Consider the following 12,696-nt stretch of genomic DNA (forward strand, 5'->3'; position numbering starts at 1 on the left):
CCAGCATCTTGAATCACAAATCCGACAAATCAGGAATCCCCTCCGATTCCGTCAAATCTTGAACCGCTCTAGCCGAAACGCCGGTCCCGTCGTCATCCACGGGCGGAGCAAGGAGCGAAGCGACGCGCGCAGACCCGAGGATCCATGCCGTGACTTCGAAGCGTTGCTACGGTGCAGAATTCTGCCCTGCTGGACTCCTCGCGCGAGGTAACGGAATGGATCCTCGGGTCTACGCGTCCGCTTCGCTCCCGCTCCGCCCGTGGATGACGAAGTTCAGATGCCCTCGCCAACCTCGAATGCTGGCGATGATAGAGCTACGCTTTCTCGCCGGCTTTCGGCCAGTACGTGCCGAACGACCAGACATTGCCCTCCGGGTCGAGACAGATGAATTCGCGGCTGCCATAGTCGCGGTCGACCAGTTCCTGGATGATCCTGGCGCCGGCCTTTTTCGCCTTGGCATAGGCGGCGTCGGCGTCACTGACCGCAATGTAGATCGACTTGCCGCCGCTACCGCCCGGCTCGCCGACCATCTTGCCGTAATCGTCGTCGCGGGCGGTGCCCAGCATGATCATCGAGGAACCGAAGGTCAGCTCGGCGTGATGGACGATGTCGCCTTCGCCATAGTGGGCGCGCACCTCGAAGCCGAAGGCGTGGCATAGCCAGTCGATCATCTTGGCCGCGTTCCTGCAGCGTAGGGCTGGATAGATGCGAGGTGCTTCCGTTGTCGTGGGCATGACAAACTCCCTGGTGATTTGATGGAAGCCAGCCTCGGGCAAAAGCGTTCCGGCGTCTTGAAGAATTGTAACCTGGCCGCAGCCAGCAGCCTAAGCCAGCGCTGCGAGCGCCGTAGGCGTTTCGCCGGCGAGCTGACGAAACTCGCGCACCAGATGCGCCTGGTCGGCATAGCCGCAATCGGCGGCGATGCCGGCCCAGTCGTCCTTTTGCCGCTTCGATAGCGAGAGCGCGCGGTTGAAGCGCACGATGCGCGACAATGTCTTCGGCCCGATGCCGATCGCATCGGAAAATTTTGCCGCGAGATGCTTGCGGCTCCAGCCGATCTCTCCGGCCAGCGCCGATATCCGGGTGCGGCCGCCCGATGCGATGAGCGTCTTGTAGGCCCAAGCGACTTCGGGCGACAGCGCATTCGCCTCGGCAAGCCGGTTGGTGATGAAGCCCTCGGCAATGGCAAAGCGCGCGTCCCAACCCCGCGCTTCGCCCAGCCGTTCGCGCAAGGCGATGCCTTCGAAGCCCAGCGCATCGTCCAGGCCGACCATGCGGTCTCGCAGTTCGCTCATCGGCAGGCCGAAGAACTGCCTGGCGCCGAGCGGCGTGAAATTGACCTGGACGCAGCAGGAGGCGCCGAAGGATTCGATCACGACAGGACCGGCATAGAGGCCAGCGGCGAAGCTGGCGAAACGATCGTTGTCGCCGGGGTTGCGGCCGAGCCCGATGGCGAAGGCTTCGGCGAAGCTGATCACCAGCGGCACGGTCAGCGAGGCATATTCGATGACGCGGAAATGGCCGGGCCATGTCTCGCGGTAGCCGCAGATATCGGTGACGATGCCGGCGAGCGAGGCGGCGGGCTTGCGCCGGACCATCTCGAAATGGAGGGCCGGGGACCGATTTTCTTGTCTATCGCGCTCTGTCTCGTCGGACATGGCTCAAGCCTAGCAGACCAAAGCGTGTCGCGCTGAACTGAATTCAGGCGACGCGCTTTTACGTCTTTGTTTTGATGCATGCATTGGGCCGCCAAATCAAAAGCGCCCGGCGGGGCCGGGCGCTTCGAGTTGCCAGAGATCTGCTATTGCCGTCTACGCAATTCCGGACGGAAAACCGCTGCGCACTTTTCCTGGAATTGCGTCTATGCGCCGCGCATCAGGCAGCCGGCGGCGAGCACGATATACGCGATGAGCATGATCCAAACGGACGCGAGAGGAATGAACGCAAGAAGGCCAAGAGCGGCGAGAAGGCCGATGATGGCGATGACCAACGAAATAATGAACACGATCTGGGTGGGTGCACTGAGATTCATGTCTGTCCCTCCAACATGATTCGCAACACCTCAATTCTACCAGCAGGGGCGTCACACACCAATTAGCTGGCGAAGGGGATTGGCCGGGTCGGCAAGCAACTTCACCGCCAGCGCCACGCACACGATCACCAGCAGCGGCTTGATCAGTTTCGCGCCGATCTTGATGGCGAGGCTGGCGCCCAGACGGGCGCCGAGGAACTGCGCCACGCCCATCATCAAACCGATCTTCCAGTCGACGACGCCGACGGCGGCGAAGACGATGAAGCCGCCGATGTTGGAGGCGAAGTTGAGCAGCTTGGTGTGCGCGGTCGCCTTGAGCAATCCGTAGCCGGCAAGGGTGACGAAGGCGAGCATGAGAAACGAGCCCGTGCCCGGGCCGAACAGACCGTCGTACAAGCCGATGGCAGGCACAACCGTGACGCCAAACAGGAGCGGCGACAGGCGTTCGGCGCGGTCGACGTCATTCATGTTGGGTTTGAAGGCGAAGTAGAGTGCGATCGCGATCAGCAGTACCGGCAAGAGCGCGCGCAGGAGATCGCCGGGCACGACCGTCGCCAGCAGGGCGCCGATGGCGCCGCCGACAAGCGCCAGCAGCGCGGAAGGCAGTTGCCGACGCAGGTCGACCTGGCCATTCGCGGCATAGTGGATCGTTGCCGAGCCGGAGCCGAACATGCCCTGCAGCTTGTTGGTGCCGAGTGCTGCGACCGGCGAGAAGCCCGCCAGAAGCAGCGCCGGGATGGTGATCAGGCCGCCGCCGCCAGCGATCGAATCTACGAAGCCGGCCGCGAAAGCGGCGGCAGTGAGTATCACGACAGTCTGCAGGGTAAGGTCGATCATCGGGCTGTGGATCAAGGCGAGGGGAGCCGCAGCTTCCATCACGCCCGCCCAGTTTGCGCAAGACCGATTCCACGCTAACAATCAGGCTGGAATCGCAAATGGGAGGCTGATGGCGATGGCGCTGCTCGACCAGATACGCTCGATCTTCGACGGCGACCCGGGCGTTCGCAAAGTGGCGGACGATCCGGTGCTGTCGGCGGAACTTTTGATGCTGTTCCGCATGATCTTGGCCGACGGCTCGGTCTCGGAGAGCGAGATGGTCGCCTTCCGGCGCATCTGCAAGGAAGCCTTCGGTATTCCCGAAGCCTCGATCGACAGCGTCATCGAATATCTCAACGACTACGGCTACGAGACCAACGGCTCGCAAGCGATCGCGCTGTTCCGCGATCTCGATGTCGAGCGGCGCAAGTTGCTTGCGCGCCATATGGCGGAGATCGCCAAGGCGGATTCAAAGTTGGCCGAAAGCGAAGTGAAGCTGCTGCGTCGCACGCTCGACCTGCTCGATATCAGCCCCGTCGATGTCGTCAAGCCGGAAGGGTAGCTCGGCTGCGGCCGCCGGCTGGGCCCCCCGCTGCTTCGCAACGTCCCGGGCGTTCGCTGTCGGCGCTTCGCGAACCGGCCGCTCACCCCTGTTCCCGCATGCGCCGCGCGATCGCGCGGTGAAGGTCGGGCGCAGCCGCGACCAGCGCCTGCGCGGCTTCCGAGCGCGGATGGTCGAGCACCTCGGCCGTCCTGCCGCGCTCGACGATCTTGCCTTCATGCATGACCAGCACCTCGTCCGACATGGCGCGGGCTACCGTCAGGTCGTGAGTGATGAAGAGATAGGCGATGCCGAGCTTCTGGTTGAGCTCGGCGAAAAGGTCCAGGATCTGGGCACGGATCGAGACATCCAGCGCCGAGACCGGCTCGTCGGCCACCACCAGCTTCGGGCGCGTGATGATGGCGCGGGCGATCGACAGGCGCTGGCGCTGGCCGCCCGAGAATTCATGCGGGTATTTGTCCAAGTCGCGCGGACCGAGCCCGACTTCGTTGAGCGCATGCGCGACCATCTCGCGGCGTTCGGATCGGGCCGGCTGCTTCTCCAGAAGATGCAGCGGCTCGGCCACCAGTCTCTCGACCTTCTGGCGCGGGTCGAAGGAGCCGTAGGGATCCTGAAACACCACCTGCATGTCGCGCCGGGCCGGCTTTAGCTCTGCCTCCGCCTTGCCAGTGATGGTCTCGCCGCGAAAGCGGATCGCGCCGGCCGTCGGCTTGTCCAGCGCCAGGATCATGCGGGCAAGGGTGGACTTGCCGCAGCCGGAACGGCCGACGAGGGCCACCGATTGGGCCGGCTCGATGGTCAGCGAGACGTCGTCGACGGCGCGGATCGGCTCTGCCGGCCGGAACAGGGATTTGCGCCGACCCGGATAATCCCGGCTGACGCCTTCGACCTCGAGCAAGGGCTCTGCCGAACCGCCAAGGTGGGTTTTGGGGCGCGCCGGCACATGCATGGAAGCCAGCGCCAGCTCACGCGTGTAGGGATGCGACTGCCCTGACAGCGTGCGTGCGGTGTCGCCGGCCTCCATCACTTCGCCGCGGCGCAGGATGGTCAGGCGGTCGGCCATCTCGGTCACCACCGCGAGATCGTGCGAGATGAGCAGCAGACCCATGCGATTTTCGCTGACGAGGTCGCGCAGCAGGTCGAGGATCTGCGCCTGCAGCACCACGTCGAGCGCCGTCGTCGGCTCGTCGGCGATAAGGAGCTTCGGCTTCAGCGCGCAGGCAATCGCAATGACGACGCGCTGGCGCTGGCCGCCGGACAGCTCATGCGGGTAGCGCGACAGCGGGAATCTTGCTTCCGGCAGCCCGACGCGGTCGAGCATTTTTCGCGCGCGCTCGTCGGCTTCGGCGCGGCCTGCCTTTGTGTGCCAGCGAATGCCCTCGGCCACTTGCTCGCCGATCGTCTTGACCGGATTGAGCGCCGTCATCGGTTCCTGAAAAACCATGCCGATGTCGTCGCCGCGCAGCGCACACATCTGATCCTCGTTCGCTGCGAGGATGTCGATGCCGTCAAAGGCGACGCGCCCGTTGGCTTGAGCCAGATGCGGCAGAAGCCGCATGACGGTCAGCGCCGTCATCGACTTGCCGGAGCCGGATTCGCCGACCAGGCCGACCACTTCGCCGGGCGCAATCGCGAGGTCGACGTCTTTGAGGATCGGCGTCTCGCCGATCACAAGCGACAGGTTCTCGATCTCGAGCAGGCTCATCGCTGCCGCCGCGATTTAGGATCGAGGATGTCGGCGATGCCGTCGCCGAGCAGGTTGAGCCCAAGCACGGTGATGACGATCGCCATGCCGGGAAAGATCGCCATCCAGGGCGCCGTCACCATGCGGGTCTGGGCGTCGAACAGCATGCGGCCCCAGCTCGGCATAGGCGGCTGCGCGCCGAGGCCGACATAGGACAGCCCGGCTTCGGCGAGGATGCCAAGCGCGAACTGGATCGTGCCCTGGACCAGCAGCAGCGTGGCGATGTTAGGCAGGATGTGCTCGACGGTGATCTCACTCATGCCCTTGCCGGCGGCGCGGGCGGCAAGGATGAACTCGCGTGGCCAGATCGCCAGCGCGCCGGCGCGGGCGACACGGGCGAAGACCGGGATGTTGAAGATGCCGATGGCGATGATGGCGTTGACGGCGCCCGGGCCGAAGATGGCGGTGATCATGATCGCCGAAAGAAGCGCCGGGAAGGCGAAGACGAGATCGTTGACGCGCATCAGCGCCTCGTCGGCCATGCCGCCGCGCGCCGCGGCGAAGGCGCCGAGCGGCACGCCGACGCCCATGCCGATGCCGACCGCGACCAGCGCCACGGCGATGGAGTTGCGCGCGCCGACCATGATCATCGACAGGATGTCGCGGCCGAAATGGTCGGTGCCGAACCAATGCGTCCACGAGGGCGCCTGCGTCTTGTCGGCGATCACCAGCTTGGTGACGTCGTAGGGCGTCCAGATGAAGGAAAGCAGCGCAATCGTGGCCACGAGCAGCGTGATGGCGAAGCCGATCAGGAACGAGCGGTTGCCAAAAGCCTTGGCCAGGACCCCGGCAAGCGTTTCCTCGGGCAGGTCGACGCGCATCGTCATTGCCGGCCCCTGAGCCGCGGATCGACGACCGCATAGGAGAAGTCGACCAGCAAGTTGACGGCGATCACGGCGGCGACAAGGAGCATCACGACGCTTTCGACAACGATCAGGTCGCGCTGGGTGATGGCCTGGAACACCAGCCGGCCGAGGCCGGGCAGATAGAAGACATTCTCGATGATGATGGTGCCGGCAAGCAGGAAGGCGAACTGCAGGCCGAGGATGGTGAGCACCGGAATCATGGCGTTGCGCAATGCATGACGCCAGAGCACGGCGCGGTGGGGCAGGCCCTTGGCGCGGGCGGTGCGGATATAGTCCTCGTGGAGCACCTCGATCAGCGCCGAGCGGGCGACGCGCGCCAGGATCGCGGCCTGCGGCAGCGCCAGCGCGACGGCAGGCAGCAGCAGCGACTTCACCGCCGGCCAGGCTCCGGCGCCCCAGCCGGGAAAGCCGCCGGCCGGCACCAGCCGCAGCCAGACGGCGAAGAGGTAGATCAGCATCAGCGCGAACCAGAAGTTCGGCACGGCGACGCCGAGCTGGGCGGCGCCCATGGCCAGCGCGTCGCCGGCACGGCCTTGGCGGCTGGCGGAGAAAAGGCCGACCGGGATGGCGATGACGGTCGAGAGCGCCAGCGCGATCAGCGCCAGCGGCAGGGAAACGACGACACGTTCACGCACGAGGTCGATGACGGGAACCGAATAGGTGTAGGAGCGACCGAAATCGAGACTGAGCAGCCCACCAGCCCAATGCAGATAGCGCAGGGGAAGCGGCGCGTTCAACCCCATCTGGTTGCGCAGCAGTTCGACCTGGTCGACGCTGGCGTTGAAGCCGAGCATCAGGCGCGCCGGGTCGCCGGGCAGGATCTCCATCACAGCGAAAACCACCATCGAGGCCAGCACCAGCGTGACGGCCGCGATGATCAGGCGCTTGAGGAGGTAGGCGGTCATGGGAGGCGATCGGGCGATCGCGCCGCCGTCAGTCCGTCCACTTCACTTTGGTGAGATCATTGGCCTGGATGGGCGCGTTCTCCCACAGGCCCTGCAGCTTCGCGTCCCAGACCCCGACCTTTGGCAGTTCGTAGAGGAAACCAACGACGGCGTCGTCTGCAAGGATCTTCTGCGCTTCGCCGAGCAGTTGCTTGCGCTTGGCCTCGTCCGAGGTGAGGTTGAGTTCGGCGATGATCTTGTCGAAGGTCGGGTTGTCGTAATTGAAGTAATAATCCTTGCGCGAATAGATATCGATGTCGTTGGGCTCGGTGTGGGAGACGATGGTGAGATCGTAGTCTTTCTTGGTGAAGACCTGATCCAGCCATTGCGCCCATTCCACGGGCACGATCTCCAGGTCGATGCCGACTTCGCGCAGTTCGGACGCGATGATCTCGCCGCCAAGGCGCGCGTAGGACGGCGGCGGCAGCTTCAGCGTCGCCTTGAAGTCTTTTTCGAGACCAGCCTCCTTCAGCAGTTCCTTGGCCTTGTCGACATTGTGCGGATAGAGACCCGTTAGGTCGACGTAGTCCTTGTTGGCGGGCGACATATGCGAGCCGATCGGCACGCCGAGGCCCGCCGAGGCGCCGTCTATGATCGCCTTGCGGTCGAGCGCGAAGGAAATCGCCTGCCTGACCTGCAGCTTGTCGAAGGGCGGCTTCTTGTTGTTGATCGCCAGGATGGTCTCGCCCTCGGTCGAGCCGATCACCACATGAAAGCGCGGATCGTCCTTGACCTGGGAGACGCTGTCGGGATCGAAGAAGGGGAAGGCCTGAATGTCGCCGGAAAGCAGCGCCGGCACGGCGGCCGCGGCATCAGGCACGATGCGGAACTCGACCTTGTCGAGGGACACAGGCGCGCCCCAGTAATTGTCCGCTTTTACCAAGCTGATCGACGAACCCTTGGCCCAGCTCTGGAATTTGAAGGGACCGGTGCCGATCGGCTTTTCCTTGTTGGTATCGGCCGATTTCGGCGACACGATCACCGCGTCGCCCCAGCCCATATTGTAGAGGAAGGAGCCTTGCGGGTTCTTCAGCGTGACCTTCACGGTCGCCGGATCGACGACGTCGACCTCGTCGATCTGCGCGAACAGACCCTTTTGCGCGTTGACCGAATTGTCGGCGCGGGCGCGGTCGAGCGAGAATTTCACGTCGTCGGCGCTGAAGTCGCTGCCGTCGTGGAATTTCACGCCGGCATGCAGCTTGAAGGTGTAGGTCTTGCCGTCATCGGAGATGGCCCAGCTTTCGGCAAGGTCGGGCTGCACCTCGCCGTTCGGGCCGATGCGGGTGAGACCTTCGAAGACGTTGGCATAGAGCACCTCGTCGATGGCGGCGGCGGCGCCCGCGGTCGGATCGAGATGAGGGGGTTCGAGCGGAATGCCGATAACGAGGTCGGTGCGCGCCGCAAACGCCGACGTGGCGGCGGCGAATGTCAGCACGGCCGCGGCAAAAATGGTCTTCCACAATTTCATCGCTGAACTCCCATTGCTCAAAGCATGCTCAAGCCAGCGGATAGAAGCGTGATTTGGCCTGTGAGTAAATTGCGTTTCGTGCTGCCGGGCAGCGCCAGGGGAAATGTTTTTCCGGATCAGCCGGCCGTGCCGCGCAGCAGCACATTGAGGCCGATCGCCATCACCTTGGCCGATTCCACCATGTCGGCGATGCCCACCCATTCGTCCGGCCGATGGGCGAGGTCGAGGATGCCGGGGCCGTAGGCGATGCAGTCGTAGATATGGCCGATGCGGGCAACGTGCTTCTGATCGTAGGTGCCGGGCGAGATCACATAGTCCGGTTCGCGGTCGAAGACCTCCATGATGCCCTTCGCGACCGCTTTCACGACGGGCGCGTCGCGCTCGGTCATCAGCGGCAGCACCTCCATGAGGTCGCGGATCTCGTAGTCGAACTTCTTTCGCTCGCGCTTCAGCCGGTCGAGAATGCCGGTGACTTCGCCCTTGACGGTGGCGAGGTCCTCCTCGAGCAGGAAGCGGCGGTCGATGGTCAGCCGGCAAGAGTCGGGCACGTTGGGCGAGGGCAGTCCGGGACGGAAATCCTCGGTCTGGCCGCCATGGATGGAATTGATGTTCATGGTAGAACGCCGGGCGCCCTCGGGCACCACCGGCATGCGCGTCACCTTGCGGTCGAGCGCCGGGAACAGCTCGTCCTCGAAGGCCTGCAAGACGGCGCCCATATGGCGCACCGCATTGTCGCCGAGGAACGGCATCGAGCCATGCGCGATCTCGCCCTTGGTCTCGATCTCCGCCCACCAGACGCCGCGATGGCCGAGGCAGATGCGGTCCTTGTTGAGCGGTTCCGGGATGATGACGTGGTCGACCTTCGGTTTCGAGAAATAGCCGAGCTTCGCCAGATGGGCGACGCCGCCGAACCCGCCGGACTCCTCGTCGACCGTGCCCGATATCTCGATGGCGCCGGGAAAGTCGGGATAGACCTCCATGAAGGCTTCCGCGGCGATGACCGAGGCGGCGAGCCCGCCCTTCATGTCGCAGGCGCCGCGACCGTAAACCCGGCCGTCCTTCACCAGGCCGGCGAAGGGATCGACGGTCCAGCCGTCGCCGGCCTCGACCACGTCGATATGCGAGTTGAAATGCACCGAGGCGCCGGGCGAGCGGCCGGCGAAGCGGGCGACGACATTGACGCGCGGATAGCGGTCGGTGTCGCCGGGCGTGCCTTCGGCGCGAATGAACTCGGTCTCGAAGCCGAGCTTTTCGAGGCGCGCGCCGAGATATTCGGCGCATGGCCGGTAGGCCTCGCCGGGCGGGTTGACGGTCGGAAAGCGGATCAGGTCGGCGGTCAGCGCGACCAGGTCGTCGACCCGGTCGTCGACGGCCCGAAGCAGTCGTTCATTCATCCCGTGGATTGAAAAAGCAACGCGGTGGTTTTGCAAGCCGCCTTTCGCCGGTTGCCGGACAATGATCGGGGCAGGCTCTCAGGTTAAACCGTCGAGAGTGCGTGGCGCGCCGGCAACTATGGCGGGAAATCGTTCAAATTCGCCGCGTCGGATTGGCGGTTTCGTCAACGAGTGTGTGGTATTTAACGCACCTGCCGGCAAAATGATGGAAAAAACCACGTGATGGCAGGGGCAATCGAAGGGGTTTGATCGCATGAAAAAGTCCGTTCTCATGGCAGCCGTGCTGGCAACCGCGTTGCTCGGCACGTCGATCGCAAGTCGGGCGGCCACGCTGGTCGCCAATATTAACGTGTCGTCGCAGACGATGACCGTCAGCAAGTACGGCCAGGTGCTTTACCGCTGGAGCGTGTCGACGGCGCGTAGGGGCTACTTCACGCCACGCGGCAGCTACCGGCCGCAATGGACCGCGCGGATGTGGTACTCGCGCAAGTACGACAATTCGCCGATGCCGTATTCGGTGTTCTTCCGCGGCGGCTACGCCATCCATGGTACCGGCGCCGTGAAGTATCTCGGGCGCCCGGCCTCGCATGGCTGCGTGCGCCTGCATACGGCCAATGCCGCGACCTTCTATTCGATGGTGAAGGAAGCCGGCTACGGCAACACGCGGATCGTCGTCACCGACTGAAAACGGGCCGGGAGGGGTGCGGAAGTCACCGGTGGCGGATTATTGCCGGCACACCGTGCCCCCGTCGAAAACGTTGCAACAATGCCTCACATGCTCCGAAAAGCAACGACTTACGCTGCCCTCAATAGTTGCGAAAGCTGGTCCGTGTCATGGGGCGGTGGTAAATGCGAGGCGTTAATTCTGACTGCTTGGGGACTATGATGTATCGATTTCTTTTGAGCGCTGCGATCGCGGCAACGGCAACTTCGGCTTTCGCTGCGGACGCACCGGTTGTTCTGGACCAGGAACTCGCCCAGCCGCATATATCAGGTTATGGCGAAGTGTATCTTGGCGGTCTCTATTTCGCGACTCCGGGGGACGACGCAGACGGCACGACCGCCGGTGGCGCCGCTCGTATCAATTTCCCGATCGACGCTCGCTGGAACATCCAGACCGACGCGGTGATCGATTCGCTCTGGATCGAAGGCACGAACCTCTACAGCTATGGCGGCGCCATCCACGGCTACTGGCGCGATCCGAGTTCCTATGCGCTCGGCGGTTTTGCCACGATCACCGGATATGGCGGCGATGAGGGCCTCGGTGACGCAGACCTTTACACTTTCACCGTCGGTCCCGAGGCACAGGCCTATTTCGGCAACGTGACGGTTTACGGGCAGGTCTATTATGGCCAGCTGCGGGCCAGCGGCGAGTCCGAACATTTCGACAATTGGGGCGGCCGTGGCGTCGTGCGGTATTTCGCGCAGGACGATTTGCGCTTCGACGGTGAACTCGGCTTCTCGCGGCTGTCGGGTTTTGGTGCGCACTTCGATACGGTCTCGGCGGCATTGCAGGCAACCTACCGGTTTTCCGGCACGCCTTGGTCCGTGTTCGGGCGCTACCAGCTGGATCACCTGACTTTTTCCGAAGCTTCGGGCAGCGTGAACGTTCACAAGTATGTAATTGGCCTGCGGGCAAGCTTCGGTTCGGATACGCTGCTCTCCGAAGACCGCAACGGCGCTACGATGGATACGTATCGACCCAACTTTACGGTGCCGTTCCTCTAGGATTGCTCGACCAGTTCTGGTCGCCTGAAATCAGAGCCGCGAAGAGCGATCTTCGCGGCTTTTCCTTGCGCAGGCACTTGCGCTCGGGCTGAGTTGATCGAGCCGGAGAACGGCGCTGGGCGATTTTGAGATACGGCCCCGAAGGCTCAGCCGGCCTCTTTGGCCTGCTCACGCCGCTTGCGCCGGCGGCCGCTCATCTCCCAGCGCTTGTGGAACCACATCCACTGTCCAGGATCCTCGCGCACCCAGCGCTCGACGACGTCGGCGAGCAACTGGGTGGTGGCGTGAACATCGACGCTGCCGCTTTCGGCGCGCGGCAGGGTCAGCTTGTCTTCGATATCGAGGCGGAACCGGTTTCCCGGCAGCCTGACGCAGCGGGCCGGATAGACATCGCAGTCATAGTGGCGGGCAAGCATGCCCAGCACCGGGTTGCTCTGGCAGGGGCGGCCGAAGAAGGTCGTCTCGACGCCGTTCGTGAATTTCTGATCGACCAGCACGCCGATGTTGCCGCCATTTTCGAGGATGGCGGCGAGCGCGAATGACGCGCCGGTGGAAGACGGCAGCAAGCCGCCCATCGACGAACGGCGTGTCGAGTGGATGTAATCGGCGAGATAGGGGTTGTTGGGCGGGCGGAACAGCGCCGTGATGTTCATGCCGAAGGTGGCGGCGGCGACCGGCAGCAGCTCGAAATTGCCGAGATGGCCGGTGAACAGGATATGCGGCTTCTTCTCGCCGGCGATCTCGACGAAATGCTCGACGCCGCGGACCTCGACCCGGCCTGGCTTGGCGGCATTCGGGTCGAAGTCGAAGAGGGCATCAAGGAAAATGTATTCAGCGGCAAGCCGGGCCATGTTGCCCCACATGTCGGACGCGATGGCCTCGATCTCGGCATCGCTCTTTTCCGGATAGGCGAGGCGCAGATTGTTGACCGCCACCCTGTGCCGCCCGACCATAGGCCCGATGCGGCGGGCGACGCGGTCGGCGAAGTTCAGCGCGCTGTCCGGCGGCAAAAGGCGCAGCAGGCCGATCACCGCCATGGCGAGCCGCGCGACCAGCCAGTGTTCCATCTGGCGCAGCCGCCGGCCGTATCGGAACATGAAGTCCCGGCGGGCTTTCTTGAGCACCTTGGCGACCATCTTGCC

General features: G+C 63.9%; 13 protein-coding genes. 3 read left to right on the forward strand and 10 right to left on the reverse strand.

Going from position 1 to position 12,696, the window contains the following annotated elements; genetic code table 11:
- Positions 1 to 314 precede the first annotated feature (314 nt).
- The 4 genes from RFN30_RS23340 to RFN30_RS23355 all read right to left on the reverse strand — a co-directional run bounded on the left by RFN30_RS23340 (position 315) and on the right by RFN30_RS23355 (position 2,869).
- Positions 315 to 734 (reverse strand): VOC family protein, encoded by a 420-nt coding sequence (locus RFN30_RS23340; RefSeq protein WP_320264442.1) that lies wholly within the window; start codon positions 732 to 734, stop codon positions 315 to 317.
- 90 nt (positions 735 to 824) lie between these two features.
- Positions 825 to 1,658 carry a helix-turn-helix domain-containing protein gene (locus tag RFN30_RS23345; protein ID WP_320264443.1) on the reverse strand — a complete coding sequence of 278 codons (834 nt, stop codon included), beginning with the start codon at positions 1,656 to 1,658 and terminating at the stop codon, positions 825 to 827.
- A gap of 203 nt (positions 1,659 to 1,861) precedes the next feature.
- Positions 1,862 to 2,032, reverse strand: a complete 171-nt coding sequence (locus RFN30_RS23350; protein ID WP_126099663.1) for a hypothetical protein — start codon at positions 2,030 to 2,032, stop codon at positions 1,862 to 1,864.
- 51 nt (positions 2,033 to 2,083) lie between these two features.
- Positions 2,084 to 2,869: a TSUP family transporter gene (locus RFN30_RS23355; RefSeq protein WP_320264621.1), complete on the reverse strand. Its 786-nt coding sequence runs from the start codon at positions 2,867 to 2,869 to the stop codon at positions 2,084 to 2,086.
- A gap of 109 nt (positions 2,870 to 2,978) precedes the next feature.
- On the opposite strand from RFN30_RS23355, the gene RFN30_RS23360 reads away from it, so the two are divergent.
- Positions 2,979 to 3,410, forward strand: coding sequence for a TerB family tellurite resistance protein (locus RFN30_RS23360; RefSeq protein ID WP_320264444.1), 432 nt, complete (start codon positions 2,979 to 2,981; stop codon positions 3,408 to 3,410).
- Positions 3,411 to 3,492: 82 nt separating this feature from the next.
- Here the strand turns inward: RFN30_RS23360 and RFN30_RS23365 are convergent, their stop codons facing one another.
- The 5 genes from RFN30_RS23365 to RFN30_RS23385 all read right to left on the reverse strand — a co-directional run bounded on the left by RFN30_RS23365 (position 3,493) and on the right by RFN30_RS23385 (position 9,826).
- The gene (locus RFN30_RS23365) at positions 3,493 to 5,115 is read right to left on the reverse strand and encodes an ABC transporter ATP-binding protein (RefSeq protein ID WP_320264445.1); all 1,623 of its coding nucleotides are present in this window, start codon (positions 5,113 to 5,115) and stop codon (positions 3,493 to 3,495) included.
- On the reverse strand, positions 5,112 to 5,981 hold the full coding sequence (locus tag RFN30_RS23370; protein WP_320264446.1) for an ABC transporter permease: 870 nt from the start codon (positions 5,979 to 5,981) through the stop codon (positions 5,112 to 5,114). The genes RFN30_RS23365 and RFN30_RS23370 overlap by 4 nt, the downstream gene beginning before the upstream one ends.
- Positions 5,978 to 6,925, reverse strand: coding sequence for an ABC transporter permease (locus RFN30_RS23375; RefSeq protein ID WP_320264447.1), 948 nt, complete (start codon positions 6,923 to 6,925; stop codon positions 5,978 to 5,980). The genes RFN30_RS23370 and RFN30_RS23375 overlap by 4 nt, the downstream gene beginning before the upstream one ends.
- Positions 6,926 to 6,953: 28 nt before the next feature.
- A complete protein-coding gene (locus RFN30_RS23380) occupies positions 6,954 to 8,432 on the reverse strand; it encodes an ABC transporter substrate-binding protein (protein WP_320264448.1) in 1,479 nt (492 codons plus the stop codon).
- 116 nt (positions 8,433 to 8,548) lie between these two features.
- Positions 8,549 to 9,826, reverse strand: coding sequence for an acetylornithine deacetylase/succinyl-diaminopimelate desuccinylase family protein (locus RFN30_RS23385; RefSeq protein ID WP_320264449.1), 1,278 nt, complete (start codon positions 9,824 to 9,826; stop codon positions 8,549 to 8,551).
- Positions 9,827 to 10,079: 253 nt separating this feature from the next.
- Here RFN30_RS23385 and RFN30_RS23390 point away from each other — a divergent pair, with 253 nt between their 5' ends.
- Positions 10,080 to 10,511 (forward strand): L,D-transpeptidase, encoded by a 432-nt coding sequence (locus RFN30_RS23390; protein WP_320264450.1) that lies wholly within the window; start codon positions 10,080 to 10,082, stop codon positions 10,509 to 10,511.
- Positions 10,512 to 10,726: 215 nt separating this feature from the next.
- Positions 10,727 to 11,554, forward strand: a complete 828-nt coding sequence (locus tag RFN30_RS23395) for a hypothetical protein (RefSeq protein ID WP_320264451.1) — start codon at positions 10,727 to 10,729, stop codon at positions 11,552 to 11,554.
- A gap of 146 nt (positions 11,555 to 11,700) precedes the next feature.
- Here RFN30_RS23395 and RFN30_RS23400 read toward each other — a convergent pair whose 3' ends face one another.
- Complete coding sequence (locus tag RFN30_RS23400) at positions 11,701 to 12,690, reverse strand: lipid A biosynthesis lauroyl acyltransferase (RefSeq protein WP_320264452.1); 990 nt, start codon at positions 12,688 to 12,690, stop codon at positions 11,701 to 11,703.
- Between the last annotated feature and the right edge of the window lie 6 nt (positions 12,691 to 12,696).

Source organism: Mesorhizobium dulcispinae (genome assembly GCF_033977345.1).
GTDB lineage: Bacteria > Pseudomonadota > Alphaproteobacteria > Rhizobiales > Rhizobiaceae > Mesorhizobium > Mesorhizobium dulcispinae.

What these genes read in the sequence shown, in the direction of transcription:
- RFN30_RS23360 (WP_320264444.1), top strand. Translation starts at nt 2,979, where the DNA reads ATGGCGATGGCGCTGCTCGACCAGATACGCTCGATCTTCGACGGCGAC.
- RFN30_RS23380 (WP_320264448.1), bottom strand. Translation starts at nt 8,432, where the DNA reads ATGAAATTGTGGAAGACCATTTTTGCCGCGGCCGTGCTGACATTCGCC.
- RFN30_RS23370 (WP_320264446.1), bottom strand. Translation starts at nt 5,981, where the DNA reads ATGACGATGCGCGTCGACCTGCCCGAGGAAACGCTTGCCGGGGTCCTG.
- RFN30_RS23400 (WP_320264452.1), bottom strand. Translation starts at nt 12,690, where the DNA reads ATGGTCGCCAAGGTGCTCAAGAAAGCCCGCCGGGACTTCATGTTCCGA.
- RFN30_RS23355 (WP_320264621.1), bottom strand. Translation starts at nt 2,869, where the DNA reads ATGATCGACCTTACCCTGCAGACTGTCGTGATACTCACTGCCGCCGCT.
- RFN30_RS23345 (WP_320264443.1), bottom strand. Translation starts at nt 1,658, where the DNA reads ATGTCCGACGAGACAGAGCGCGATAGACAAGAAAATCGGTCCCCGGCC.
- RFN30_RS23385 (WP_320264449.1), bottom strand. Translation starts at nt 9,826, where the DNA reads ATGAATGAACGACTGCTTCGGGCCGTCGACGACCGGGTCGACGACCTG.
- RFN30_RS23340 (WP_320264442.1), bottom strand. Translation starts at nt 734, where the DNA reads ATGCCCACGACAACGGAAGCACCTCGCATCTATCCAGCCCTACGCTGC.
- RFN30_RS23350 (WP_126099663.1), bottom strand. Translation starts at nt 2,032, where the DNA reads ATGAATCTCAGTGCACCCACCCAGATCGTGTTCATTATTTCGTTGGTC.
- RFN30_RS23375 (WP_320264447.1), bottom strand. Translation starts at nt 6,925, where the DNA reads ATGACCGCCTACCTCCTCAAGCGCCTGATCATCGCGGCCGTCACGCTG.
- RFN30_RS23390 (WP_320264450.1), top strand. Translation starts at nt 10,080, where the DNA reads ATGAAAAAGTCCGTTCTCATGGCAGCCGTGCTGGCAACCGCGTTGCTC.
- RFN30_RS23365 (WP_320264445.1), bottom strand. Translation starts at nt 5,115, where the DNA reads ATGAGCCTGCTCGAGATCGAGAACCTGTCGCTTGTGATCGGCGAGACG.